The organism is Collimonas sp. OK307 (assembly GCF_900113705.1).
In the GTDB taxonomy this organism is placed as follows: domain Bacteria; phylum Pseudomonadota; class Gammaproteobacteria; order Burkholderiales; family Burkholderiaceae_D; genus Collimonas.
In genome coordinates, this window is sequence record NZ_FOQI01000006.1 from 1 (window position 1) to 25,349 (window position 25,349).

Sequence of the window (25,349 nt, forward strand, 5' to 3'; positions counted from 1 at the left end):
AGGTCGCCGGACGCGCCGACCGACCCTTTTTGCGGCATGATTGGATGGATACCGGCATTCAGGAAGGCCAGCAGACGATCGACTACTTCGACCCGCGGCGCCGAATAATTGCTGGCAAACGCATTGGCGCGCAACAGCATGGTGGCGCGACTGACTTCTTCCGAGAACGGTTCGCCGATACCGGCGCAATGGGCCTTGATCAGCTGGGTCTGGAACAGCTCGATGTGTTCGACCTTGATACGGGTGTCTTTCAGCAAGCCGACGCCGGTGTTGAAGCTGTACATCATCGGCGCTTCATCGTGCATCCAGGTCGATTCGATGTAGTCGCGGCTTTCTTTCAGGGCGGCGCGTGAAGAGTCGGCCAGGGTCACAGGCAAGTGCGGCGCACGGGCGACGTCGACTACTTGCTGCGCAGTCAGGTTGAAGCCATCTATGGTGATATTTGTTTTCGTCATTTTCTATTCGATTCAGATTTAAAATTTTCTACAAAATTGGTGAAAACATTGGCAGCCGTTTCTGCGTCTTCTACTGTCATGGTCTCTAGCGGATGATGAGAGATGCCGCCGTTGCCACAACGCACAAACAGCATGGCGACATCTGCGATTGCAGCCATCGCCATGGCGTCATGTCCGGCGCCGGATGGCAGATACCGCACCGGCGATCCGCACCGCTCGACTGCCGCTGCCAGTTGCGTTTGCAGCCAAGGGGCGCAAGGGACGCTGGCCGCCTCGTGCGTCTTTCGGGTCTGGATGATCACGTTGCGGCGTTGTCCGATCTTCTCGATTTCAGCCAGAACGTCGGCCGTCGCATGCCGACGCACCGTATCCTCGCCAGCACGGATATCTATCGAAAAAATCGCCTTGCCCGGGACTACATTGGCAGCACCGTTCGGCACATTGAACTGGCCGACAGTGCCAACCAGTCCCGGTGTTCCGCTACAACGCCGTTCAATGTACAAGCCGATTTCCGCTGCTGCCATGGCGGCGTCGCGCCGCATATCCATCGGCACGGTGCCGGCATGGCCGGCCAGGCCTTCAATCTCAACCATGAAGCGCGAGGCGCCGGAGATCGCGGTCACGATTCCCACTGGCAGGTCTTCGCTAAGCAGCATTGGCCCCTGTTCGATGTGGACTTCAACAAAAGCCAGCACCGATTCAGGTGCATAAGCCGCTTTCGCCAAGCCGACAGTATGGAAGCCTGACGCCGCCATCACCTCCCGCATCGTGTGGCCATCCTCATCACGGTTATCCAACACCGCCATATCGAAAGTGCCAGCCGCCGCACGGCTGCCGAGCAGGGTCGCCTTGAAGCGCACGCCCTCCTCTTCGGCGAAACCGATGACTTCAAGTGCAAACGGGAAGCGCTTGCCTTCGGCATTCCATCGCTGAACGCAGGCTATCGGTAGCAAGACGCCCAGATTGCCATCGAAAATGCCGCCATTGCGTACCGAATCGAAGTGCGACCCTGTCAAAAGAGCGGGAGCGCCTGGCGTCAGCCCCTCATAACGGCCGATGACATTGCCGGCCGCATCGCGCCGTACGTTCATGCCGGCTGCGCACATCCAGTCGGCCAGCTGCGCCGCAGCACCGTGGTGGGCCGGCGTCAGATAGGTGCGGGTCATCATGCCCGCCGTTTCTGTATGGACGGCCAGCGCCTGGGCGTCGGACATGATGCATTGGCCGATTTCGTTCGGATACTCTAGTGCCGGGTTAGACGATAACGTACTCATTTTTGGGCCGTGCTTTTCCATCTTTGTCTCCTAAGGTTTGAACACTGCCAAGCTTTATTGTTCTGTAAGCAAGGTGATGCGTTTTATGCGTCTACGCTTTTCAATCTTTCGCTGAATGTGGCAAGACGCATGCGTTTCTTAGTACTTATTCGTTGCCTGCTGCTTAAACCGGAAGTGAGGGATAAAGAACAACTTCCGCCACCTTGCTTTGGCAATTCTCTTTATTGGTAATTTATTTTCACGCACGACTCATTGAAAATCTTTTTTCACTTCGTGTCAAATCTTTTTTTCACATCGTGTAAAATAATTTTTCACTCGCATTTCATAGATGCAACTCATGACTAAAACAACATCTTCCGCGGCGGCGCTGTCGACGCGTATCCAGCAACATCTCAGTCAACTGCCCCAAGCTGAAAAGCGCCTGGCCGACATGATCCTGGAATCGCCTGGCCACATGGCTAGCTACTCGGCATCTGAAATCTCAAAAATGGCCGGCGTGTCCAATGCCACGATGACACGGCTGGTACAGCGTCTCGGTTATCAAAATTACGATCAGATGCGGCGCCTGGCCCGACAGGGGCAGGATTGGGGCTCACCGCTTTACCTGCTGGACCGGCCGGAACAAAACACCGCTGAAGATGGCGCCGACTTGTATGAGCAACATATCGCCTCCAGCACGCAGAACATTCGCGGCACGTTTGCCGGAATATCGCCCACGCTAATCAATGAAATCGGCAAGAAAATCGCCACGGCTCGCCAAGTGAGGATTTTCGGGCAGCGTAACAATTATTTTTTTGCCTCCTACCTGCGCTGGCAATTCATTCAGTTCCGCAGCAACGTTTATGTGTTGCCGGTGTCAGGAGAAACGATCGCGGAATATCTGGTCGGCCTGGAGCCTGAAGATCTGTTCATCGTCTTTGGATTGCGACGACGTAATCCGTTGCTTGCCGACTTGATTGCGGCGGTCAGCAGTTTCGGCGTAAAAACGCTGCTAATCACAGACTCTTCCAACCGTGGCGACCTGGGAGCGGACTGGGTACTCAAATGCGATACGAAAAGTCCGATACCGCTCGACAACCACACTGCGGTAATGGCGCTTTGCCACGTTTTGTCGGCACAGGTAATTGAAAAGGTTGGCAATGCCGGCCGGCAGCGATTGGTAAAAATTGAAGAGTTGCACGCAGCATTAAGGGAGTTGTGAGTTCCGCTCCCCATAAGGGCAAGTAAGGCGCCGGAACCGACCGGACTAAGCGAGAACAGAACTTTGAAGTGAAACCGCTTGTCCGGGCGACATGAAGATCATCAACCTGACATTAACGGCTAATCCAACTATCAGCAACTATCAGCAACTATCAAGTCAACGACGCCGGCCCCGCCTCGCGCACGTCGATTTTCTTCGGGATCAGTTTCAGATCGAAGAACGTATCAGCAATAACCTGCTGCTCAGCCAGGATCGATTTGCTGATCGGTTCGGTGCCGAACGAGGAGCGCTTGACCAACACATCGACGATGGGTTTCGGTATGCCCCATACCGCTGCCAGTTCGGCCGACAGCTCATTGCGATTGGCACTGCCCCAGACATCGATCTTGTTCAACTCGTCAATCGCTATGCTGAGCACATCGGCATTCTTGAGTGCGTAGTCTTTTGAGGAAAAGTAATAGGCGCGATTCTTGACCACGCCGGTAGCGTCGGCCAGGATGCGCGCCGACAGGCTCTGTTCCGCGGCAGCCAGATACGGATCCCAGATTGCCCAGGCATCTATCGCGCCTTTTTCAAATGCTGCCCGCGCATCTGCCGGCGACAGCCAGACCGGGGTGACGTCGCCATAGTTCAGGCCGGACTTTTCCAGCAACCTGACCAGGAAGTAATGCACATTCGAACCCTTGTTCAGGGCAATTTTTTTACCCTTCAGATCGGCCACGGTCTTGATGGCAGAATCGCCCCGGACCAGGATTCCCTCCACTGCCGGCCGCGGCACAGTTGCGGCGACATAAGCGATGGGCGTGCCATTGGCTTGCGCAAAGATCGGCGGCGCCTCACCGACATCGCCGAAATCGATGGAGCCGACGTTGAGCGCTTCCAGTTGCACCGGCCCGGCAGAGAACTCGATCCACTTGATCGTTACCCCCAGCGGCGCCAACCGCTTTTCCAACGTCCCGCGCTTCTTGAGCAGGCTTAACAAGCCTTTCTGATAACCGATCCGGAATTCCCGCTGTGCCGCATGCGCCAGCAATGGCGATAAAGCCATGGCAGCAAAGCCCAGGCCCAGGCCGGCCTGTAATAGTTGCCGGCGTTTGCCGGAGGCGCTAACGTTTGGTTTGTTCTTGTTCTTGCTATGCACGATGCTCATGTTGTCTTCCCTGGCTATTGGTGATTTCGAGTATACGAACACGGTTAGTTTCGTGAAAGTAATCATTGCTTCCATGCATATACGGTTTTTACATAGATGACCGTTGCTCGACAACACGCCGCGACCAAGCCCCCAAAACTCTCTCCTGACTTATTTTCCGTTCCGCGCAACACCGCTGCTCGAATAAGCCATCGCGACATTGACAATCCCATAAGGAATGTGCAGTATATAAATCAACACCAACAATGTTTAACAAAAAATTACAAACACAGAAACATTGTCAAAAGACATTATTTTATTTGGTGGTTTCCAGATACAAGCGCGCCTAATTGGCGTATCCGATAAACAAGGAGCGCGCAAGGAAACAAAGGGAGAGGATCACGTCAATGTCTTGGCGCGAAAACACTATGCCGGCATCCAAGTTGGACGAACAAAATGAAATCGCGGCAAGTCTGACCACAGATGCCGCCGATGCGCTGATGGTTGCCCGGATGCGGCTGGTCTTGGCTGTTTCGGGTTTACTGGCGATTTTTGTCGATCCTTCCGGCTTGAGCGGTGTCGACCATTTCACCTGGCTCGCCTTTTCCGGTTATATCGTTCACAGCATTGCCATCTACATTTTTTCGCTGCTTAACATACCGTTCTCGCAAAGCAAGCTGATCCACTGGCTGGATATCTGCTGGTATGCCTTGATCGTTTTGTTTACTGGCGGCATCAACAGTTTTTTTTCCCTGTTCTTCTTTTTCGCCATTCTCACTGCGTCTTTTCGCTGGGGTTTCGAAGAAGGCGCGCGAATTACCATCGCGTCAGCGCTGATGCTCATCTTAAGCGGCTTGATCACCGAGACCGGGCAAGATCTTCCGCGGCTATTGTTGCGCACCACCTTCTTGCTGACGTTCGGCTACATGAGCGCGCGCTGGGGGGAGTCGAAAATAGAACTAAAACGTCGCATCGCCTTGCTTCGCGATGTCAGTCGGCTATCGAATCCTCGTTTCGGGGTCGATCACACCATTACCTCTGTCCTGAAAAAAACATTAACATTCTTTAAAGGCAGCAGCTGCATTCTGGTGATGCGGGACAAGGATTCCGCGATCTATTCATTGCGGACTATAAAAGAAGGCGATGCGGAGCAATCGATCAATGCCATAGAAGTTCGTGCAGAAGCGGCATCACGGCTCATGGCTTTTTCCCAGGATCATGTCGTTGCGTACATCCGCCCGCTCGGACCGGCCATGTCAATATTCGGAGGGTCCCTGACGTACGACAGTGCGAGCGGAAAATGGATCAAACGCGATGAGGAAAAAAGCCAGAACATGGCCGAGTTGCTGGCGACAGATTCCTTTATCAGCGTTCCATTGTCATTACGAAAAGGTGACGGCCGCATTTATGTAGTCTCACAGAAGAACAGATTCAACAAAACGGATGCCCTGTTTTTGAGTCATATCGCCGAACAGGCATTTCCCGTTATCGAAAACATTGAAATTCTCGACCGGATGGCGTCGGAGGCCGTCACCCAAGAGCGGAAAAAGATCGCGTTGGATATTCACGATACTGCGATCCAGCCGTATATCGGCTTGAAAATGGGACTCAGCGCCGTGCGCAATAAAGCTTCTGCCGACAATCCGCTGATCGAGGATATCGACAAATTGATGGCAATGGCAGCACAGGTCATCGGCGATTTACGTCGTTATGCCGGAACATTTAAAAACGCACACGGACAGACTGAACCGGTATTTCTTGTAGTTCTACGTCAGCAAGCTGCGCAAGTCAGAGAATTCTATGGGATCGATATCGAGATCAGCATGGAGGGCGAACTCAACGTCAGCGATCGCCTGATTGCCGAGGTAATGCAAGTCGTGCGCGAAGGGTTGAGCAATATATGCAAGCACACCGTCGCGCAACGGGGATGCGTAAAACTCCAGTGTGTAAACGGATGGTTGAAGATTCAGATCGAGAATGAAGGCGCCGGCGCTCCGCCAGTCGATTTCGTGCCACGGTCTATTACCGAGCGCGCTGCCGCGCTCGGCGGAAGGGCGCACGTGAAGTCAGGGACGGACGGCGGAACATCCGTACATGTCGAGATACCCGTTTGAAGAGGTTAAATCATGAAGCCGGCAGAAGAAAGCATTCGCGTAATGTTGATCGACGATCATCAGACCATGCTGTGGGGACTGGGTAAATTGATCGACGGTGAGAAACCACGGATGGAGGTGGTCGGGACCGCGCGAGGCTGTGAAGAAGCCCTGGCCAAGTTTGAACAACTGGCCCCGGACGTGATTTTGCTGGACCTCGACCTGGACGGAAAAGACGGTCTTGATATCCTGCCGGCCCTGCTAGCGAATGGTGTGTCACGCGTATTGATCCTGACCGGCGAGCGCAGGCAAGCGACGTTGGATACGGCGGTTCTCAGGGGGGCTCGCGGGATAGTGCACAAGGACGCATCGGCGGAACAGGTGCTGAAGGCAATAGAAAAAACCCATCAAGGTGAACTTTGGCTTGACCGTGAAGCGCTTGGCAGGGTATTCGGTGAACTCATGACTCCTGTCGCTGTGCGCAAACCTGACTTTGAAGCGGAAAAGAAAGCAACCCTGACCGCCAAGGAACAAAAAATCATTCACACGATTGTCGAGGGAAGCGGCGCTTCGAATAAAACACTTGCGCAGCGGCTGTTCATCTCCGAACACACCCTGTGCAACCATTTGACCTCGATATATCACAAGCTGGATGTGAGCAATCGCCTTGAGTTGTACGTTTATGCGATCAAGCACCAATTGGGGAATCCTAATCCTTGATTGCAATTAAATGGGCAAGACAGCGAGCTCCAGGCGGACTACGCTGCAACTAAACGCGAGATCACCCCCAATACCGATCTACGGTCATTTTTTCAAGACTCGATAAAGATCAAAACGCGCATCGGTAGCCATAATCGACAATCTCGCAGAAGGAAATGATGCGAACGTTGCATGGTCCGCCACCCAAACGTAATCGTAATCCTGTAACACTCGGTCCCAATCCGGATTTTGACCGCGTGGTATTTCTGGCCCGGGCATGGGCGCCTTCGTCAACCGGAACTGTGGTGTGAGACTGACTGGCTGGGCTCCGGGCTGCGAGTAAAGCGACGGCACAAAGGCGGAGCGAGAAATTATGGCAAGACATGGCAAGAAGATGCCGAACATATCGACAAAAGTATCATTACTTTTCTCTTTCGAAAATGCGACAAACACGCGCGTTCCCGTCGGCAATTTGTCCAAGGCCTTGGTTGCGGAGGCGGTCAACGTGTCCGCTTGCTTCCAATAATCAACGATGACGATGGTCCGGACAAAGAGTAGGCATACGAGAAAGCTCGCGAGCAAGATCCGCAAACTCGGCGTCATATTCGATTTGAAGTCCGTACTTCCTAAGAAAATAAATGCGAGAGCGGTAAGTAACCGCGAGTCTGCCATCCACGACCCATAGAATTCGTGTGGCACAAGAAGATATGCAATGCCCACGAAACTAAGCGGTAACACCATCGAACGATGAACTACAAGCCAACCGGAGAAATGCCCTCGTATTAAAATAGTGCTCACGACAATCAACGTAAAGCCATCTAGCAACTTCTCGTAATTCATAAAAAAGACCGACACCAAATAAAATGGCTTTGCCAGAAGCGTGCCCATGATAAATTGGGGCAGCGTAAGTCCATGCAGGTCGATTTTTTGCAACTCCCCTGTCGGGCTGAACATCAAGAAAAACACAATCGGCACTATCAATGTCACGGCTAAAATACCTAAGGCACGCCAACGGCGCGCGCCCTCCTTCCCGAGCCCGACATGACGGCATTCGTAAGCTGCGACTACGAGTGCAAAAAAGGCAAAAGCAGACAAATGGCACAACAAAAGCAGTATTGCAATTAAAGAAAAGGCAAACATATGCCACCATCTAGGTGCACTGCTAACCAGGATCCAGGCAGTGATCGCCCAAAGTGCAACACCGATTCCGAACAGGAAATTCACCACCCCAAAGAGAAATATCTGATTGTAGAGAAAAAGAAATACCATAAACGGCCACGGCGAAAAGCGGCGGTGAAGTACGTAATGAAGGGCAATGGTGCCGCTTGATATTAATAGTAATAACAGGCCTAAAAAGAGCTTACCCGCCAACTCGAGCCCGACAATTGAAGCAAGCCCCGGTACCACGGCATCCATTGCCAAGTTCGGTATCGCTGCCCAGTGAATTTCATAAAAATTGTTCAGATCAGCTAATCGCCCGGCGTTGAGAAGGATATGCATGCGGGCGAGGTGATTGGGGTAGTCCGACAGCATAGGCAACGAACTATTGAAGATTGGAAACTGGACAATGGCTTGCAGGCCAATGAAACCAATCCCGTAGACCCAGCGTATGTTCCGCCCTAGCCATCGTGATAGAGGGGAGTATTGGCTAGAAATCGTTATGCTCAACTTAGTCTCCCTGCATATTTATTTTTCCTGTAAAACATGTGTGTCGTTTGCTTAATCTCACCTCAACGGGCCAAAGCCCGCATTGAATGAGCCGGAGGAAAATGACGCACGGAAGTTTTGTCGCAATGCGTCTCTGACCCGACTAATTTGTCAGCGCCCTCTTCGATCGGCTCGACGCTGGCCCGAACTGTTGGCGGCATACGCTGGAAACTGGTTACGGGCCGGCAGGTCTTCAAAAAATAAAGCGGTCGGTGCTTGCTTTCGTCGAACATACGGGCGAGATACTCCCCGATGATGCCGATACTCAGCAGTTGCATACCACCGAGAAACATGATCGCAACCAGCAAGGATGGATAGCCCGGTACCGGATTGCCATAAATCAGTGTGCGCAAGATCATGTAGAAGCCATACCCAAACGCCCCTATAGCGCTAACCATTCCGGCATAGGTAGCCACCTTGAGCGGGATGCCCGTAAAAGAGGTGATCCCTTCGAGCGCGAAGTTCCACAGCTTCCAGTAGTTCCACTTTGTGGCCCCCGCGAAACGGGGTGCGCGCCTGTAAGGGACGGCCTTTTGCGGGTAGCCGATCCAGGTAAACAGGCCCTTCATGAAGCGGTGCTGCTCACGCAACTGCGCAATTGCTCCGACCGCGCGTCGACTCAACAAGCGATAGTCGCCGGTGTCTTCGGGGATCCGGATCTGGCACATTTTCTGGATCAGTCGGTAAAACAAAAACGCGGTGACCTTTTTAAACATGCCCTCGCCGTCACGGCAAGTGCGCTTGGCGTATACAACGTCGTAGCCGGCAAGCCATTGCGCGATAAGTTCGGGAATCAGTTCCGGCGGATCCTGCAGATCGGCATCGATGACGATCACGGCATCGCTGTCGGCGTGATCCAGGCCGGCGGTAAGCGCAATTTCCTTGCCGAAATTGCGGCTCAGGTCTACCAGCATCACGCGCGCATCTCGCGTCTGCAGTTCGTTGACAACATCGACCGTGCCGTCGGTACTGCCATCGTTGACGTAAATGATCTTGCTGCTCATGTCCAGCGTATCGAGCACGGCGCACATTCGCATGTGGAATTCGGGCAAGACTTCCTGTTCGTTATATACCGGGACCACAATCGACAGCGATCTCCTGGGAGCTTGTTCTATCTCCATTTTATCGAGTAACATCGCTTTCCCCTCCAAATCAGAAAACATGTGACGCCCGATCAATGCATCTGAAAAATTAACAGAAACACGATGCAGGTCTATTGCAAGTCCGGTACATGCATAAGTTCCGCCAGCGTTCAGCACAACTATCTCTGGCGCGCCGTGCGCCCGATGTAATACTGGGTCCATAACAGCCCGGAGCCAGCCGTGCCTCGCAACTTCCGCTCCAGCCACTGCTCCAATCTCAACCCGAATGCCCCTCCAAATTCGGCAACCAAGGGCAGGTATAGCCCTGACTGGTATCGTTCCGTAACCTCAAAACCGGCGGCGACCATCTGACTCTCCACCGTGCGCGCCGTCATCAGATTGATGTGGCCAGTTTCCAGTATCGGTTCGCCGTAAATACGCCGCACCAACTGAATCACACCGGGAAGAAAAGCGACCTTAGCCGCCAGTTCGAGCGGACTGTAGCGCTGCGGCGTCGACAATACCAGCACCCCGCCCGGCTTCAGCAAACGCTGCATCCCGCTCAACGCTGCCGCCGAATTGGCAATATGTTCAACAACTTCGGTGCACAGAATGAGATCGAAGCTGTGCTCAGGCAAGGACGAGGCGCATATATCGTCCCGCGTCAGTTGCAAGTTGGGTAGGTTTTGCCGCAGGGGCGCGGCATGATTCAAGTAGGCTGCTTCGATGTCGGTCGCGTACAGTTCGTCAAACAGGCTCGCCAGCACAGGCAGGTAGACACCAGAGCCGGGGCCAACCTCCAACGCGCGCGCATGGGCAGGCGGCGCACAGCGGCGCAACGCATCAAAAATCCAGTCGCGCCTGGTGCAATGCAGCCAGCGTCGGGTCGGATTGCTGGAACGGTACAACGTTTCCTGCAGCGCCACCAATTCAAGTTCGGAAGCCATGCCATCTCCTTCTGGTTCCTTGGTCCCGGCTTGGATGCCGGGTTGTAATTTGTTCGACAGGACTACTAACCTGGTCCTTGGTTAGTCGCCTTGCTCAGCAGCGCCTGAAATTTCGAGGTATTGCGCAATAAAACTGAATAATGCCGGTCGACATAAACTTCTTTGAAGCTGCTATCCACCAACAAGAGCTGCCGGATCGGTGCGTCTTTGCCAACGATGACGAAGTCGATCGAAAGTCTGTCGAATTTCTCTTTCCAATTGGCTTTACCTTCATAGATGTCGAGGAAATCCAAAAAAAACTTATCGCCGTATACATCCGCGCGTCCGTCAATAAACACTTTCAAAGCCGGCGACAAACGATAAATCAGGTAGCCTCCGTTACCGTAGCTATTGAACATGTTGCCCGTAATGCCACTGGCCGCAACGAAGCTGGCGGCGTTGACCGGCAGCAAGTCATCGGTTTTCTCTTTGTCACCGGCATGAAAGGTCGGCGCGTAGGCCATCAGGCTGATAATAAAAATGACCAACACGATCCAGTTCAATGCAAATTCGCGTTGACCTATCTCGCTGCTGTTGCCCAGCCATTTGAAATACCAGCGCGCCAAACCCGATCGATGCCAACTCGCCGAAATAGCGGCTACAGTACCTCTTGAAAGCGCGAGAGCAATGAAAGGGATAACGGTTAAAACAGCCACAGGAATATGCCGTATCGCCAAGAAGCCGGTCACAAGGAAAAATATTGGAATCACCACTTCCGTGGTATCAGGCTTGCGTGATGCAAAAATGTAAGAAAGAATAAAGATCAGGACTAACGTCAAGTATGCTTTCGGGCCAAAATCACGGAAGTTCGGACTTTGCCATTCCTGTATCCGCTCGTTCGCCGCCATGCCCAACACCTGGAAAGGATATAACCAACGCGCCAAGAATTCCGGGTTGACCAGGCTTGCCAACGCTGTAGCGCATGTAATCTGCGTTAGCCAGACCAGGCGCTGTTTTTTTTGGGACTCTCTCACACCCGTCCAATAACCGATCCATTCGCACACCGTGAACAGGCCGATGAGGGCGATGCCGATCACGTAGCCGCCGTGGGCGTTTACCCAAATGACCATCAGGAGCGGCAGCAAAAGCAGGGATCGTCCTGCGTTGTAGTATTTATGGCTCAGCAGCACAAACAAGAAAATGGCGAAGAAAGCATAGGTAATCAGTTGTGGGCGCGGTGAAATGCTGCCCGCAAAAGGGACAATGGCGACAAGCATCAGGACAAACGCGACCGTCGGTGACTGCCCGATTCGCCGCGTAAGGACGAAGACAAGGCCGAGGGCGGACATAGCGAAAGTGATTGTTAACAGCTTGACGCCTAGCGGCCCCAACCATGCGAACATACCGTACAGTACGACCTCGAAGAGCCACTCATGTAGTACCCAGGGTTGTCCGAAACGTGTGAATGAGAAGATGTCGCCGGCCGGCAGCGCATGATGGGAGAAGATGTACTCTCCCGTTTTGAGATGCCAAAAATAGTCGGGATCAATCAGAGGCTGAATAAAAAGCAGAAACAGGAATGCGGCAATGAACGACAGCCTTGTTTTATTGAGTAGTGCGGTTATGGTCATTAACATGATGGCAGGCTTTTATGTACTTCGACATGAAAGAACCGTTCTGAAATGAATCAGCACAAACGATCTTGTGAAGGCTAATAACCAGAAGCTGAAAAATTCGCATCCCTCAAGCATTGCAACTGGCAAGGCCTCCCCATTGGCTGGGTGCGTTCTATTGTGCCCAGCCCTTTTGGCACCGTTTCAATCTCTTAGTGTCCCCCGCTCAGCATCGGCAGTATGGTTCTGATAATTTGAATAACAGCCGGCCCCAAGATGACCATGATGATTGACGGAAATATGAAAACCACCAAGGGGAACAGCATTTTTGTCGGAACCTTGGCAGCCATTTCCTCGGCACGCACTTGCCTCTTGTGCCTCAGGTCATCGGAAAATACCCGCAAGGACTCGCCCATGCTTGTTCCGAACTTGTCTGCCTGAGTCAACATGGTGGCGAACGTACCTATTTCCTCAACCCCCGTACGCAGCGCGAGATTACGCAAGGATTTCTCTCGTGTCCCCCCGGCTCTCATTTCCAGATTAGTCAAATGCAGCTCCTCTGCCAGGGCGACACTTTTCATCCTGATTTCGTCAGCCACTTTGGTGAGACCTGCGTCCAGTCCTAAACCGGCTTCGACGCAAACCAGCATCAGATCAGCTGCATCAGGGAAGCTTTCAAAAATTTCCCGCTTACGCATGCGGATCTTCCAATTGAGCAGAAAATTAGGCAGGTAACAGCCGATCATGGCTGCCAGCATCAGGTACAGCAAAAACGTCAGGCCGTCATAATCCATAATTGGTCTCAGCGCCAGGAATGCCAGGGCCGCAAAGACAAGGGGCAGTAATGTCTTGATGCCAAAATAAACCAGCCGCGCATCGTCATACCTGATTCCGGCATTGAGAAATTTTATGCGCAGCGGTGATGCTTCCCAATTACCGGTTGGCGAAGACAGCTTGGCAAAGGGGCCAACCAGATTGACGATGGTTTCAGTCCATTGCGGCTTCTCTGCCGGATTGGACATTGCTTGCAGCCGCTGTTCTGTTTTGGTTGGCGCCAGCCATAAAAACAATCCTGCCAGTGCCAACGTCACAGTGAAGAAAACGAGTATGGATAGTATTAGCATTTTATTCTCCCCTATACCCGGATTCTGACGATTTTTCTTAGAACAAGAATGCCGACAACCATCAATATGAGCATGTATTTGATTATCGCTATGCCGAGAGGATCGTGCCACAAGGGCGCCATGAAATCCGGATTCAGGAGACTCATGACTCCGCCCAACGCGAATGGCATTACTCCCAAAATCCAGGCAGATAAGCGTCCCTCGGATGACAATACCCGTATCTTGGAAAATAGCTTAAGGCGCTCACGAATCAAGCGGCTCAGATTGCCAAGCACCTCGGTCAGGTTGCCGCCTGAATCGCGTTGAATCAGCACCGCGACCACGAAGTAGCGCAGATCGGTAATCGGTACGCGCTGGCTCAGATTAGTCAACGCTTGTTGCATCGATACGCCGAAATTGACTTCATCGTGGACGATGCGGAATTCGCCGGCAATTGGCTCCGCCATTTCGTCCCCGATCATTTGCAAGCCGGACGAAAATGCATGCCCGGAACGCAATGCCCTAGTCACCAAATCCAGCGCTTCAGGCAATTGCTGTTCAATCCTGGTCAAACGACGGCTCCGCTTATAGCGTACATAGAGTAGAGGCAAAGCGGCCAATGCAATACCAACCGGCGCCCCCAACAGGATGGTTTGATGAATCAGCGAAGTCATCGTCAGGCAACCCGCTACTCCCAATGCCAGGCATGACAGCAGGAGCTTGGATACGGTCCAGTCCAGGCCAGCCTGCAGGATGAATTTATCCAAACTACGCGCTCTGGGAAGGTTCAGCAATATGCGTTCGAATACAGGTATTTCACTCAGCATCCGCTGTTTCAACAGTTGCGATTGCTTGGTTTGATCAAGCGAGGCTGAGAGTGCTTGCAGGCGCTTCGCAATTTTTTTTGCTTGCGGCCCCCTGTATGACTTCCACATCATATAGAAGCCTTCCAGAAACACGACCACCGCGACGAAAACAAGCACCGCTATGATCAGGAAGACGTTACCGCCGAGTGATTGCAGCATGATTGCCCTCCTTTCATTGATAGTGTCTAGCGGGATCGAACATGGCGTCTGGCAATGCAACGCCAAACGAGCGGAGACGTTCCGTAAACTTCGGCCTCACGCCCGTCGCATGGAAATAGCCTTGGACCTCGCCGTCGAGGCCAATACCGGTTTGCTTGAAAGCGAATATTTCTTGCATGGTGATCACATCACCTTCCATGCCGGTCAGCTCTTGAATGCTGGTGATTTTCCGCTTGCCATCGGTCAGTCTGATGGCTTGAATAATTACTGTAATGGCTGAAGCAATTTGTTGTCGCGTGACCTTGTGAGGCAGGTTGACATTTGCCATGCCAACCATATTTTCGAGCCTGGATAGCGCATCTCGCGGTGTATTGGCATGGATGGTAGTGAGCGATCCTTCATGGCCAGTGTTCATCGCCTGCAGCATATCGGCTGCTTCGCCGCCGCGCACTTCGCCAATGATGATCCGGTCAGGCCGCATCCGCAGCGCGTTGCGCACCAAAGCACGCTGGGTAATCTCGCCCTTCCCTTCGATATTCATTGGCCGCGTTTCCATGCGTACCACATGCGGCTGCTGCATCTGCAGCTCGGCGGCATCTTCGATGGTGACGATCCGCTCCGATACCGGAATGTAGCCGGACAGGATATTCAGCAATGTCGTCTTGCCAGCGCCGGTGCCGCCGGAGATGATCATGTTGACTTTAGCTTTGCTCAAACCCTCAAGCATGATCGCCATATCCGGCGTCAAGCTCTTGAGCTCGCTAATCAGGTTATCCATTTTGAGAGGAATATGCGCGAATCGGCGAATCGACATCATGGGGCCGTCCAGCGCCACCGGCGGAATGACCGCATTGACCCGGGAACCGTCGGGCAGCCTGGCGTCTACCATAGGGCTGGACTCATCAATCCGCCGTCCCACCAACGACACGATTTTGTCAATAATGCGCAGTAGATGTTTTTCGTCAGTAAAGGTGACGTTGGTAAGCTCCAACTTGCCCTTGCGCTCCACATAGATCTGCTCATAAGAGTTGACCAGGATATCGGACACGGTCGGATCGGCCATCAGCAATTCAAGCGGCCCGAACCCAAGCATTTCATGCTGGATGTCGCGGATAAGCGAGCGTCGTTCGACATCGTTGATCGCCGCTTGTTCGTCCTGAAGCAAGCGTTCAACCATCGTAGCGATTTCTTGCCGCAGCATTTCGGGGGCCAAGGTTTCCAGGGCCGTCAAATCGAACTTGTCCAGCAGCTTGAGATGTATCCTGCCTTTCAATATCTTGTACGCATCGCTTGCGACCGGTCCCTGTTGCCGCTCGACCGACTCTACCCTGACGGCGTTTAATTTTTCTCGGAAAGACATGTTATATGCTCCGGTTACGCATGCTGGTTGACACTGAGATTCGGTTGAAAATTTGCGGCTCCGGGCTCTTTCATGCCCGTCTGAATAGCCGGCCTAACAGACTGCGACTTTCTTCTTCCCTGGGACTGAGCGATAGCGCGAACGCGGCCAGATTCTTGGTCACCGCATTGGAGCGCGCCGCTTCAATCATCGGGTCCCCGTGATTGATCGATGCGTTGACCTCTTTATACGAATTGGGAACGGTGTGCAAAGTGATCGCCCCTAAAGCGTCCCGTATATGATCGATGCCAACGTCCCCGCTCCTCTCGAAGCGATTGACGATAAGCTCGACCTTGTCCATCGGATAGCCCAGCGATTTGAATATTGTCAGCAGTTTCTTGGCATTCCGAATGTATGGCAGCCCTGCTTGTAATACCGGGAAAATCCGGTCGGCACGATCCAGTGCCTTGATCGTCAACGTGTCCAGGGTTCTGCCTACATCGAGCAATATGAAATCGTATTGGGTTACTGCCAGGTTGAGGATGACGTCAACATGCTCAGGCTTCATCTCCATGGCTTGCGCAGGATCTTCCGGCGCTGCAAGTATGCTGTAGTTGGGCGCCACCCTGACCGTGCTGGCCGCCAGAAACGTGGCATCCAGCCGGCTGATATCCCGAGCGACGTCAGCCAGAGTCGAGGCGGGTGTGCCATCATGCACAAACGATAATGCCTCACCAAATTGCAGATTCAGGTCTATCAGCAGTACAGACTTGGCTTCCGCCAGCTGGTAGCCGAGATTGGTCGCCAGGAAAGTGGCGCCACTACCGCCTTTGCATGGCATGAATGCCAGTATCCGGCCAAGATTCCTGGCATGGCTGCCGATACGCTTGGCTGCGATGCGGCTGACAGCGGCTTCCAGCGCACTGGCAGTCACCGGCGAAGGCAACACTTCTCGCACGCCTGCACGCATCGAGTTGATCAGGAATTCCGGCGTGTGCGTGGCGCAGAGCAAAATGACTGCAATGCTCGGGTGATGGGTTGTGACATATTCGACCTGGGCAAGTTCGGCCGGATCACAGCACATGCCTTCAACCAGCATCAAATCCGGCTGCTCCTGTTCGGCGACGACACGCATCCGGCTTTTACCGCCTTCAACCAGCGTGGCCGAGTGCGAGTGTGCACCGAGCATCCTGCCCATCTCTTGCAGGCTGTTGATATTGGGAGAAATCACTGCGATCTTCATTTTCATTTCCCTGAGCGTTAGGAACAAATTGCTGCACTGTTCGGGTCTTGCCGCATGACTTCCCGTGGTAAATAAGTAGAGAAAACAGGCATCGGTATCGCGGCAAGTTTCGCGCTGCCGGCAATGGGCGATATCCATTGATAGTTAAGACCGGTGATCGTCACCGTTACCCCTACACAGGTAGAAGCGGTACAGCCCGACGGAGCCCACGCCAGACTGATGCCTGTAATCTGTGGCAAAAGAGTTTGCATCTTCGCCAGAACCACCGCCTGCTTAGTCGTGTCATCGCAGACAACGGCGTACCGCGCTCCAGCTCGAGTGGCCTCGTTTGCTGCATTCCAGGTAAAAAGCATGCGGCTGAAATCTGTTATTCCCAACAAAAAAGTCAGGAAAAGGATCATCACCAAAGCGAACTCCACAGCAGTAGCTCCAGATTGATTTTTCATATTGAGCTCCGCATCACCGCGCTGATATTGTTGTAAGTAATGGTGCCGTTCGTGCCAGCGAACGAAAGACTAAACACACTCCTGAACAAAGGCTGGAATTGATAGCCGCTCACCGTAACCGTCACGGTATTGATCAGAGGATTAGAGCCTGCCGTTACCCAGGTCGGCGTTATTGTCACGGTTGTCGAGTCAAGACCAAGCGCCAAAGGTGTTCCAGTTCCGGCAGTATTGCCGTAAACCACCAAATTTTTGGCTTCCGCGGTATGGGTTCCCGGCGTTTGCACGGATAGATAACGAACCGCATCCCGCACTGACTTGGTAATGATGTTGTACTGGTACATGGCTCGGCCAAATTCCGTTGTAATGAAAGTTAACAGCAGCAACAATGGCAGGATCAGGGCAAATTCAACGATCGCCGTGCCTTTCTGTCTGGTTTTCATGGCAAACCCTCTTAGCGAACTAAAACCGGGACAAGCGGGCCGGCCGCACCGCCTGCTAGCCCATTCGTTGTACATGGACTGCTCGTAGTGCCGGCATTGCCTAGAAACTCCAATTGCACTGTTGCTGTAGGCCCGCTTAACGGCTGCAACATGAACATGCATACGTAATCAATCACCTTGTTCGAGGTATTGACGACAGGTGAGGTCACCAACCTTCTGCTAAAGCCGTATAAATTGTGTTCGCCCCCGGCGCCAGGTGTAGCCAATGTTTTGAAACCACCTTTCATAGACAAACCCGTAATAGTATCTCCGCCGTTCACGCTGGTTCCGGTATTGTCATAAGAGGCAAAGGCCGCACGTTTCGTGGTGAAGTTGGCTGCACTCGGATCTGAGCCCGCTGCCGGCGTCCCCGACCAGGCGTTTTGTGGAACTGCGTTGGTCCAATTGGTCGAGGTATACGCATAGCCCGAATAATCGGGATGATTGACGCTGGGACCGGGATCATTATTCTTATAGATACCGAAACGGTAATTCCACGTGGCATCCACTGAAGATTGGATGCCCGGGGTTCCTAATGTATCGCCCAGCTTGGTGCCGCAATATCCTGGTTCGCCAAGTTCCGTTTTTGTCTCACTCGCGTTCGTGCTGCCGTTCAAGTTGTACCATCCCATTTCACCATTCGACTGCGTGCCATTGCCGATCATGTTGACCCACTCGCCGATCTGGAATCCGTAATTCGGAGCGGTTCCGGTTGCCTTGGGTTTCAATCCAACCGGGATCGGGCACGTGGTTTGGGCACTTGCACGGGTCGCCACCGCGAGCGCCAGTACATTTTTTGTATTCGAGTATGTCGCTGTATCACCGGAAAAAGCGCCCATGGATTGCAGCAACCACATTTTCACGCCTGACTGCGTATGCTGACATTGCGCATACTTGGCCTTCGTCGGATCGACAGTGGCAACATAGGCGGAGTCTTTGAAGGTAATATCTGCGTTGACGAGTGCCCCTTGGCCACTCCATGTGGCAGATTGGAAATTGACGCCGTTCAAGTTTCCCGCGGTCTTTCCGGCACTCCAAGCACGTGTCAACGCGGTGCCCTCGCCGTCAAGCTCTTGCGCTGCAGCCAAAGCACAACTGTCCATCGCCGTTTGCAATTCTGTTTTCACGACGAACAGATGACCAAAGTCCAGTGCAATTGCCATGAATCCCAGCAGGAGCAGCAGGACGAGCGATACGGTAACTATCACTGCCCCGTCCTGGCGATGGCTAACAACATGGCTCACGATGATGCCTTTTTTAGAATGGTTATAAAGTAATTTTTTCGAATACCTGGTTAAATAACAAAATCAACTGCATGCCGCTGTCGTCAGGCAGTTGGCTACGCGAGCAATAAAATTTGTGAAGTAGCCACCGGTGCCAAGCCCCTGCAATGCAAGAACCAGTGCAATCGACACGACAGCGATGATCAGCGCATATTCGACAACTTGAGCGCCTTCTTCCTCCTTGAGCAACTGAGCGAACATGATATTTTCCTTTGCTGCGTCAATATTCATTTAGTAGCGGCACGACTGAATTCTGGTGATTTAACTTGACCTTGAACCGCCATATTCAGAGCGGTGGTCGCGCGACCGTTAGCGGCCGCGGCGCCACCATCGATTTCTGCTGCCGTCCCTTAAGAGCAATTTGATGTGGAAAGGCAATTGTTAACACGGCTGATAAAAGTGCTGAATGTGGTGCCAGTCGTTAATCCCTTGAGTGCCAAAACCAGCGCAATCGACACGACAGCGATGATCAGCGCGTACTCGACAACTTGAGCGCCTTCTTCGTCTTTCGCAAAGGAGCGGATAGAATGCTTGGTAGCATTGAGAATGGTGTTCATTTTTTACCTCTCGAGAGTAGTTGTGAATCAAAATTTATGGCTTTGATGCTGCATCGGTATTACTTACTTCTGCTACTGAACTAAAAAGAACAAATGCCACCTTTTCCACTGACAACTTATCCTGTTGCCTTGATCATTAAAATCGCTGATGCATCAATTTGACGTTATTGGGCGCCGCCTAGACTGCCTCCAATATTGATAACATTGACCGCTGGCGGCGGCGACCTGAAAGTGCCTTGATAAAGAATGATGGCTTCCCTGCCTGCTTTGCCATCCATGCCTGCCACCTGATCCGGATTCTTTCCGGCGTCAGGATTAATGGTCATCTTGAGTTTGGCTTCGCGCACGGCGTCGCCGAACCTGGTGTCGTAGTTGGGAGTCACCGTCGAGCAGCCCGCCGTCAGGACGAGCAACAGTGCGATTGCGAGCTTGTTCATGGACTTTCCTTTTATTTGATTTCAGGAGCGGCGGCGGCAACAGAACCGACTTCGATTTCTGCGGCTGGAACTGGTGTTGCAACAGCGACTGGAACTGGTGCTGCGACAGCGGCTGGAACTGGAGCTGCCGCAGGGGCAGGAACTGGTGTTGCTTGTGCGGCTGGGACCGGTGCTGCGGCAGGGGCAGGAGCCTGTGCCGGAGCGGAGCCTTCCAGGCTGCCGTTGAAATACACTTCACCACGACTAGGTACGACATGGTTATCCGTCGGCAGCACAGGTACTTCCGCCAGCGGCTTCACCAGGTGCGGCGTAATCACGAATAGCAGTTCCGTCTGATCGGTCTGGAACTCTGAACTCCTGAACAGCGCACCCAGGACCGGCACTTCGCCTAAACCAGGAAATCGCTTCATGGACTCAGTGACGTTGTTCTTGATCAGGCCGGCAATGGCGAAACTTTGGCCATCGTTGAGTTGCACTGTGGTGTCTGCCCGGCGTACAGTCAGCGATGGCAGCACTGCAGTGACGCCACCGACAGTGGTGAACGGCGAGCCGACCTGCGACAGGTCCGACACTTCCGACACCATCTTCAAGTTGATCCGGGTGCCGTCCAGCACGGTCGGCATGAACTTCACGCCGATGCCGAACTCCTTTTCTTCCAGCGTGATCGTCGGTACGCCATTGTTGTTGGTTTGCGAGACCGGAATGAAAATCTTTCCCCCCGACAGGAAGCTGGCTTGCTGACCGCTGATAGCCATGATGTTCGGTTCAGCCAACACCCGCACCAGTCCATCATTCTTCTGCCCATCCAGGTTTACCGCGGTCCTGCCGATCTTCAACGCCTGCAGCAAGCCACCGCCGTTGCTCAAGAAACTGGACAGCAAGGAGAAGCTATTGCTGCCGCCGTTGCTGGCGCGGGTCAGATTGACACTCGCCCCAAGTTTGTCGAGCAGCGTCTTGCTGACCTCGGCAATTTTCACTTCCAGCATCACCTGTTGCGGGGTCATGATGCGGAGCATGTTGACCACCTTCTTGCCATCACCATAAGCAGTGGCCAGGCTCATCGCTTCGTCGAGCTTGACGGCGTCAGTGACTTTGCCGGTCAGCACCAGTGCGTTTTCTGCTCCCCGCACTTTAATCCCGGTTTCTTCAGGCATCAATTCGGTTATCTTGGCTTGCAGGCTGCCCGGATCGACGGTGACGATGATGTCCTTGATGACGCAGCGCCCATTCGCACCCTGCAAGACCACATTCATGGATCCGGTCTTCCTCCCTAGAAAGAACAGTTCTGTAGGACTGAGCAGCGTAATTTCTACGTCTGCCACGCCATCGGAACCTGCCTGTGCCGGCGCTGGCGGCGCATTCCCCGGTGCTGCCGGTGCGTTCTTGTCGGTCGTTGCAGGAGGCTTGCCTGCCCGGCTCGACGATTGACCGCCAATCAGCATGCGCGCCGCGGGTTCATCCAACCTGATGACACTCGATTTGCCGAGAGTGACATAAGTTACAGGATCGACCGTTACGGATCCGCAAGGTTTCAAACCTGAGGAGCCTGGGGCGTGAGTTGCAAAAGGCGCGGTTGCCGCGAAAGCGCCACCTGTCACAGTCAACGCAGCGAAGAAAATCGCATTTTTGTAGTTGTTATTCACTTGAACTGCTCCCTAGATTGTTTTAGTTAAAAACAGTTAAGTGCCCGGCTGCCGTTCTGAATGACCTCGACGCATTCCGAGGCTGAAGCTACCGCTGGCCTGCTGCGCGCTATCCTGGGCTTGGCCGCCGCAACCTTGGTCGGTAACACTTCTTTTTCTACGTGCTCTCCAAACAACTGGCTCTTGGTAATGCCTGCGGTGTCTACCGTCTTCTGATCCACCTGGTTGCGCAGCACCAGCGACAATGTACCGACACTGCGAGCAAGATCAAGTTTCTCCGCGTCTTCCAGCGACAACTCCAGTGTCACGGCACTGACCACCTTGGGCTTGGTATCGTCCCGGCCCGACTCCTGTGCTACCGCCAACACCAGCACATGTTCCAGGACGGTCTTGCTGATCTGCTTGCTCTCTTCGCCGTTGCCCTTGTCCTGCTGCGCATTCACCACGACGTCGACATAATTGCCGGGGAGTGCGAATCCGGCTACGCCGACCACGTCATTGACGCGCACAGTCATTGCGCGCTTGCCCTCCGCAATCACAGCCGAAAGACCGCCTTGCGTACCGACCGGCGCCAGCTTGCCTTCGAGAATGGCTTCGCCGCGTAGCACGCCGACTTTCACCACCCGATCCTGCACGTCCTTGATTTCCTTGAATGCGCCCGCTGGCACCGAACCGCTGGGCCAGTCGATGGTCGACAGCATTTGTGGATTGATCTTGCTGCCCAGTTCGATATCGGTCACGGCTACCACGACCTTGTTGGATGCGATGTTCCCTTGCTGCGATACCCATCCCGCCGCATAGACCGCGGCTCCGAGACCGATCGCCGCTGCCAGTAACAGCAATCCAAGTGCTTTGATGTTTTTCATATCCGGTCCCTGTCAGGTCTGACTTGTCGTCTACAAATAACCCAGTTGATTCGCCACCACATAACCAAACGTGCCAATTCCAATGCTGACGCCGTATGGCATTTTTCCTACCGATTTGCTTGCTTCCAAACTCACGTCTGGCTTGATGCCTCCGGCCGCAGAGAACACCATGGTTTGCACGATATTTTTTACGTTGGTGAAGATGCGCCCCAACGCTTTGTTAAACAACGCGAATCCCAATGCAACCAGGCCGCCTGCAATAAAAGTGGCGATGACTGCAAACACGATGTACGGCACGCCAAGGAACGCCCCGACCATCGCCATAAGCTTTACATCTCCCGCCCCCATCGCCTTGATTGCATAGAGCGGCAACATCATACAAAAGCCCAACAGCATGCCCTCGAACCCCCATAGCAATCCCGCCGGCAGCGAGGCCGCCGCCGCCGTGCTGTAGATCAGGCCGAACAGCGTGCCGCTCGCGGTCAGCCAGTTAGGTATCTTGTAGGTGCGGCAATCACTCACCGCGGCAATAATGAGCAGGATGAAGAGCACGCATATGCGTGGATCTTTCACCAGCATGCCGAGGAGTTGAAGTAGCGCGTAAAATTCTTGCATGATCAGTCTCTGTGCTCAGTGATAAGACATGTACCCGGAAAATCTCTGCAACTTGAAATCGACGTGATTTCTTATACTTCCTTGACCAGCGCCAGCAGCATCAGCAAACAAACCACGACGATAAGTGCGCCTACCAGCGCAAACTCTATTAGCGACGCGCCAGTATCTTCCATCAGGAAATACCGGGCGACATGCGACAGATCCTTGGAAAATCGCATAGGTTTCTCCTGAATGATTTTTCATGATTGGCTCGACTTGCCTCAACTAAGCGGCAATGTTTGTATTGTTGAATGGAGTATAGGCAGGAGGAAAAGCGGGGGCATGAACGATGAGTCCTAATTTGAATAGGACCGAGCGCCTTTTTTTTGATCAGGGAGGGCAGGAGTAATCCACTAGGACGGTCAGGAGAAATCCATCCGAAACGTATTTCTTACGCCGTGTGACCGCTCACCTAAATGATGCAGAAAAAGCGTATCAATGCTGGCTGGCAACTGGGAAACGCGCTGGCGGATCATCCCGGCATAAGTTGCTGTAAAGTTCAAAAATAATTTCCACACAGATTCATCCTGCCCGCCCCGCCAGATCTGGTTACGACTGAGAATTAGTAGCGAGTGACGATGCGCGGCAGAACGCAGCGTCTGTCGCAGCCGAATGTGCAGAGCCAGCCATTTTCTGCCCTCAGCCTGCCAAGGCTGATTTCCGCTCCTGATGCCAGAGGCGGAACGGGGGTTTTATTTCAAAGCCGGCAAGGTATTGACGCCGGCGAATTGCGGGAGATTTCAGACACCTCCCCGATGATGTTAGTTAGCGACGCTCGCCGCTCTGGTGTATCCGTATCGATGATGACGGCCACGGGGGCAACATTTTTATGCGTCAATGTCAAACGCCTGTCATATTATCCCGCTAAGATCTATCCCAACCTCATATATGGCTATCGATATGTGAGTAGATTCATCAATAGCCTTGTCACTTTGCAGATACCACTGGACGGCTAGAATCTTCTCACATATCGATAGCGTCCCTTCCCCGGCTATACGATCTTAAGCGAGCAATTTCACTTTCACTCAAAGTGGAGGCGGATTGGGCTGCAGGTATTCCTGTCCCGTGAGGTGCATCCGGGCGCCCAGCGGGCCGCCGACAGCATAGGGCAAGGAAGTAAGTAGCGAGTTCGCAAAGTCCCCCTTATATAACTTGGAACCCTGGTGGCTCAAATTTGAATTGGCGTCGATGTAGATCGACTCGCCAAGTCCTGACCATAGCCGGCAAAAACCGTAGTCCTCCGACAGATAGCGGCGTGTAACAGGATCGAGCATGACATCGAAGAAGCGGTAATGCAGCCCGCGGTCGGGGACATCAATGGTATCGGGTACATAGTTAAGCTCAGGATAGCTGGCGATCAACCGCTCGAACACGCTACGCTTGATCACCATGAAGCCGGTCGGCGCCTCCTCCATGCGCATGAAGCCGTCGGGTTGCACTTCCAGGTTGATCTGGTTGTCGCCATCGACAATTCTTGCATTGACCGTATAGCGCGTATATCCCGCCTCGAATTGCTGTTGGGTGGTTCCTGCCGGCAGGCCTTGCTGAGGCCAGTTTTCGCGTTTGAGCGGATATACCCCCGCCGCAATATCGTAGCCTGACCGCAGTAACCGGAATGCGGCTTCGGAGGAAAATCCGATGTCGGCGTCGATCCAGAACAAATGCGTCCATTGCGGGTTGGCGAGAAATTCGGCGACGCAGTTGTTACGCGCGCGCGTCACCAGGCTTTCTCCCTGATGCATGAAAACCTGCATCGGCATGCCGGAGCGCTCGGCTTGAATAGTAAAATTCAATAGCGATGTCACATAGTTCTGGAAATACTTTCCGTCATGGCTAGGTGTCATGATCAGGGGGCAAATACGTGTGAGATCAACCGGTTCTGGCATCTTCGTTTCTCTTGTCGATTTATTGTTGTTAACTTAAGACACACTTTGAGAGGTGAGCCCCGCTCATTTTACCAATATACGATGCGACGAGCAGCACGAACTAAGCGACGATAAGTGAATCGCCTCTCTCCGTAACCGTGATGTGGGGTCAGAGTCGAGTTTCGCGATAAAGCCTGCGAAAGTCACTCTGACCCCGCTTAGTGGACCAC

The 25,349-nt window shown here is 53.3% G+C and carries 26 protein-coding genes; 4 read left to right on the forward strand and 22 right to left on the reverse strand.

Annotation, left to right across the window (positions count from 1 at the left end):
- Nucleotides 1–455, reverse strand: a 455-nt coding sequence (locus BM205_RS09630; RefSeq protein ID WP_139227229.1) for an aromatic amino acid lyase, incomplete at its 3' end; no start/stop codon positions are given.
- Nucleotides 452–1,729 (reverse strand): allantoate amidohydrolase, encoded by a 1,278-nt coding sequence (locus tag BM205_RS09635; RefSeq protein ID WP_092414487.1) that lies wholly within the window; start codon nucleotides 1,727–1,729, stop codon nucleotides 452–454. The genes BM205_RS09635 and BM205_RS09630, both read right to left, overlap by 4 nt.
- A 337-nt stretch (nucleotides 1,730–2,066) precedes the next feature.
- On the opposite strand from BM205_RS09635, the gene BM205_RS09640 reads away from it, so the two are divergent.
- Nucleotides 2,067–2,930 (forward strand): MurR/RpiR family transcriptional regulator, encoded by an 864-nt coding sequence (locus tag BM205_RS09640; RefSeq protein WP_175511224.1) that lies wholly within the window; start codon nucleotides 2,067–2,069, stop codon nucleotides 2,928–2,930.
- Nucleotides 2,931–3,081: 151 nt separating this feature from the next.
- Here the strand turns inward: BM205_RS09640 and BM205_RS09645 are convergent, their stop codons facing one another.
- Nucleotides 3,082–4,080, reverse strand: a complete 999-nt coding sequence (locus BM205_RS09645) for a sulfonate ABC transporter substrate-binding protein (protein WP_092414294.1) — start codon at nucleotides 4,078–4,080, stop codon at nucleotides 3,082–3,084.
- A 386-nt stretch (nucleotides 4,081–4,466) separates the two neighbouring features.
- Between BM205_RS09645 and BM205_RS09650 the strand changes: the two genes are divergently transcribed.
- Nucleotides 4,467–6,173, forward strand: a complete 1,707-nt coding sequence (locus BM205_RS09650; protein ID WP_254783827.1) for a sensor histidine kinase — start codon at nucleotides 4,467–4,469, stop codon at nucleotides 6,171–6,173.
- 12 nt (nucleotides 6,174–6,185) lie between these two features.
- A complete protein-coding gene (locus BM205_RS09655; protein ID WP_092414295.1) occupies nucleotides 6,186–6,872 on the forward strand; it encodes a response regulator in 687 nt (228 codons plus the stop codon).
- Nucleotides 6,873–6,956: 84 nt separating this feature from the next.
- Here BM205_RS09655 and BM205_RS09660 read toward each other — a convergent pair whose 3' ends face one another.
- The 18 genes from BM205_RS09660 to BM205_RS24260 form a co-directional block, all read right to left on the reverse strand.
- Nucleotides 6,957–8,519, reverse strand: a complete 1,563-nt coding sequence (locus tag BM205_RS09660) for a hypothetical protein (RefSeq protein ID WP_092414296.1) — start codon at nucleotides 8,517–8,519, stop codon at nucleotides 6,957–6,959.
- A gap of 62 nt (nucleotides 8,520–8,581) precedes the next feature.
- A complete protein-coding gene (locus BM205_RS09665) occupies nucleotides 8,582–9,862 on the reverse strand; it encodes a glycosyltransferase family 2 protein (protein WP_254783829.1) in 1,281 nt (426 codons plus the stop codon).
- A complete protein-coding gene (locus BM205_RS09670; RefSeq protein WP_092414297.1) occupies nucleotides 9,820–10,587 on the reverse strand; it encodes a class I SAM-dependent methyltransferase in 768 nt (255 codons plus the stop codon). Before BM205_RS09670 ends, BM205_RS09665 begins: the two co-directional genes overlap by 43 nt.
- 65 nt (nucleotides 10,588–10,652) lie before the next feature.
- Nucleotides 10,653–12,203 carry a hypothetical protein gene (locus tag BM205_RS09675; RefSeq protein WP_139227230.1) on the reverse strand — a complete coding sequence of 517 codons (1,551 nt, stop codon included), beginning with the start codon at nucleotides 12,201–12,203 and terminating at the stop codon, nucleotides 10,653–10,655.
- A gap of 188 nt (nucleotides 12,204–12,391) precedes the next feature.
- Nucleotides 12,392–13,303: a type II secretion system F family protein gene (locus tag BM205_RS09680; RefSeq protein WP_092414299.1), complete on the reverse strand. Its 912-nt coding sequence runs from the start codon at nucleotides 13,301–13,303 to the stop codon at nucleotides 12,392–12,394.
- A gap of 11 nt (nucleotides 13,304–13,314) precedes the next feature.
- The gene (locus BM205_RS09685; protein WP_092414300.1) at nucleotides 13,315–14,307 is read right to left on the reverse strand and encodes a type II secretion system F family protein; all 993 of its coding nucleotides are present in this window, start codon (nucleotides 14,305–14,307) and stop codon (nucleotides 13,315–13,317) included.
- 13 nt (nucleotides 14,308–14,320) lie between these two features.
- A complete protein-coding gene (locus BM205_RS09690) occupies nucleotides 14,321–15,667 on the reverse strand; it encodes a CpaF family protein (RefSeq protein ID WP_092414301.1) in 1,347 nt (448 codons plus the stop codon).
- Nucleotides 15,668–15,737: 70 nt separating this feature from the next.
- Nucleotides 15,738–16,889, reverse strand: a complete 1,152-nt coding sequence (locus tag BM205_RS09695) for an AAA family ATPase (protein WP_092414302.1) — start codon at nucleotides 16,887–16,889, stop codon at nucleotides 15,738–15,740.
- Nucleotides 16,890–16,906: 17 nt separating this feature from the next.
- Nucleotides 16,907–17,335, reverse strand: coding sequence for a TadE/TadG family type IV pilus assembly protein (locus BM205_RS09700; RefSeq protein ID WP_092414303.1), 429 nt, complete (start codon nucleotides 17,333–17,335; stop codon nucleotides 16,907–16,909).
- Nucleotides 17,332–17,775 carry a TadE/TadG family type IV pilus assembly protein gene (locus BM205_RS09705; RefSeq protein ID WP_092414304.1) on the reverse strand — a complete coding sequence of 148 codons (444 nt, stop codon included), beginning with the start codon at nucleotides 17,773–17,775 and terminating at the stop codon, nucleotides 17,332–17,334. Before BM205_RS09705 ends, BM205_RS09700 begins: the two co-directional genes overlap by 4 nt.
- A gap of 11 nt (nucleotides 17,776–17,786) precedes the next feature.
- Nucleotides 17,787–19,058, reverse strand: coding sequence for a Tad domain-containing protein (locus BM205_RS09710; RefSeq protein WP_092414305.1), 1,272 nt, complete (start codon nucleotides 19,056–19,058; stop codon nucleotides 17,787–17,789).
- Between the two features lie 63 nt (nucleotides 19,059–19,121).
- Nucleotides 19,122–19,328, reverse strand: a complete 207-nt coding sequence (locus tag BM205_RS09715) for a Flp family type IVb pilin (protein ID WP_092414306.1) — start codon at nucleotides 19,326–19,328, stop codon at nucleotides 19,122–19,124.
- A gap of 119 nt (nucleotides 19,329–19,447) precedes the next feature.
- Nucleotides 19,448–19,654 (reverse strand): Flp family type IVb pilin, encoded by a 207-nt coding sequence (locus BM205_RS09720; protein WP_092414307.1) that lies wholly within the window; start codon nucleotides 19,652–19,654, stop codon nucleotides 19,448–19,450.
- A 164-nt stretch (nucleotides 19,655–19,818) separates the two neighbouring features.
- A complete protein-coding gene (locus tag BM205_RS09725; protein ID WP_092414308.1) occupies nucleotides 19,819–20,091 on the reverse strand; it encodes a hypothetical protein in 273 nt (90 codons plus the stop codon).
- Nucleotides 20,092–20,102: 11 nt separating this feature from the next.
- Complete coding sequence (locus BM205_RS09730; protein ID WP_254783831.1) at nucleotides 20,103–21,734, reverse strand: type II and III secretion system protein family protein; 1,632 nt, start codon at nucleotides 21,732–21,734, stop codon at nucleotides 20,103–20,105.
- 26 nt (nucleotides 21,735–21,760) lie between these two features.
- Nucleotides 21,761–22,600: a Flp pilus assembly protein CpaB gene (cpaB, locus tag BM205_RS09735; protein ID WP_092414309.1), complete on the reverse strand. Its 840-nt coding sequence runs from the start codon at nucleotides 22,598–22,600 to the stop codon at nucleotides 21,761–21,763.
- 30 nt (nucleotides 22,601–22,630) lie between these two features.
- Nucleotides 22,631–23,215, reverse strand: a complete 585-nt coding sequence (locus BM205_RS09740) for an A24 family peptidase (protein ID WP_092414310.1) — start codon at nucleotides 23,213–23,215, stop codon at nucleotides 22,631–22,633.
- Between the two features lie 71 nt (nucleotides 23,216–23,286).
- Nucleotides 23,287–23,433, reverse strand: coding sequence for a hypothetical protein (locus tag BM205_RS24260; protein WP_175511225.1), 147 nt, complete (start codon nucleotides 23,431–23,433; stop codon nucleotides 23,287–23,289).
- Between the two features lie 399 nt (nucleotides 23,434–23,832).
- Here BM205_RS24260 and BM205_RS23990 point away from each other — a divergent pair, with 399 nt between their 5' ends.
- Complete coding sequence (locus BM205_RS23990; protein WP_139227231.1) at nucleotides 23,833–24,210, forward strand: hypothetical protein; 378 nt, start codon at nucleotides 23,833–23,835, stop codon at nucleotides 24,208–24,210.
- A gap of 69 nt (nucleotides 24,211–24,279) precedes the next feature.
- Here BM205_RS23990 and BM205_RS09745 read toward each other — a convergent pair whose 3' ends face one another.
- Nucleotides 24,280–25,140, reverse strand: a complete 861-nt coding sequence (locus BM205_RS09745) for a hypothetical protein (RefSeq protein WP_092414311.1) — start codon at nucleotides 25,138–25,140, stop codon at nucleotides 24,280–24,282.
- Between the last annotated feature and the right edge of the window lie 209 nt (nucleotides 25,141–25,349).